The organism is Methylosinus sp. Ce-a6 (genome assembly GCF_009811655.1).
In the GTDB taxonomy this organism is placed as follows: Bacteria; Pseudomonadota; Alphaproteobacteria; order Rhizobiales; family Beijerinckiaceae; genus Methylosinus.
The window spans coordinates 1-1,050 of record NZ_BGJX01000090.1 but is presented as its reverse complement, the minus strand read 5'-3'; the positions used below and the strand labels follow the sequence as shown (position 1 = coordinate 1,050).

The 1,050-nt window shown below is 56.7% G+C and carries 2 protein-coding genes; one reads left to right on the top strand and one right to left on the bottom strand.

From position 1 onward, the window contains the following. On the top strand, positions 1-344 hold a 344-nt coding region (locus Mspo_RS19440; protein WP_159732945.1), incomplete at its 5' end, for a hypothetical protein. A 210-nt stretch (positions 345-554) separates the two neighbouring features. Here the strand turns inward: Mspo_RS19440 and Mspo_RS19435 are convergent. Beyond that, entirely contained in the window at positions 555-905 is a 351-nt protein-coding gene (locus tag Mspo_RS19435; protein ID WP_256366385.1) for a PQQ-binding-like beta-propeller repeat protein, read from the bottom strand. Positions 906-1,050: the final 145 nt, after the last annotated feature.

The window sequence follows — 1,050 nt, the reverse complement described above, 5'->3', positions numbered from 1 at the left end:
AATTCCCTCGGGTCGTCGTTCTCGACGAAGCGCTTCAAGCCTCGATGTTTGATGGTTCGAATGTTCATCCAAGAAAAGTGTACGGTCAAACCGTACGCTTTGCAAGCTCGTTCTCGGGCGCTTTCGACCGCCACTCCGCACGTCATTTTCGCACGGAAAAAGCTGAGGCTTCTGCGGTTGTCGAATTCGCGGTCGAGCTCTTCTCGCGAACGTCGGCTTCTGGCGCCACCTGGCCATTCGGAATGACGAACGAGGAACCATGGCCGATGCTGTTGAAAAACTCGAAAATTGGAGCGCGCCAAAAATCGAGGCGAAATACGAAATTTCTCAGAGTCGGCCTTTGACGACCTCTCATTCAGGCTAGGAGAGTCACTCGTTCGATCGTCGCAGTGAAAGGTAGGGGCCCAGCCCCTTTCCCTGCCACCGCGCCATTTTCCGCAGGAGTTTTTCAAAGGGACCCCGAAATTAGTTTTTCAACAGCATCGACCCGTTGCGGTCATTCGTTGGCCAACTCCACTTTGCCTTGGACGCGGCCGTTTCAAACGTCAGCGTCCTCAATTCGGCAGCGCAAATATGGTCAGCATGCCGCCGAGAGTGTTGTGGTCGGACAAATTATAAAGCGGGCCGCCGTCGAAGCCTTCGATCGATCGCGAGAGATCAATCAATCCCAACCCGACGAGCCCGCCGACGCCCGACGGCACGGCGACGAATTGCTTGCCGTGTAGCTCGTAAGAGACGACGTCGCCGACGATTCCCGAGCCCGTATGGAAATTCCAAAGTTCCTTGCCGGTTTTCCCGTCGACGGCCTTCAAATAGCCTTCCATTGTGCCGTAGAAGACGACGCCTGTCGCAGTGACGAGCGCGCCCGAACGAATGGGGTACCGTTCGGGAAGCGACCAGCGAATGGCTTTCGATGTCGGATCGAATGCGACTAGTGGCGTGATTCAGCCATTTTGACCGGGGAAGGTCGGGCAGAGGCTCTTGAGCTTGATGCGGGCATCGGCGGTGGTGAACTGCCAGTCCGCCTTGGCCTGATGCGTGTTGCGGTCG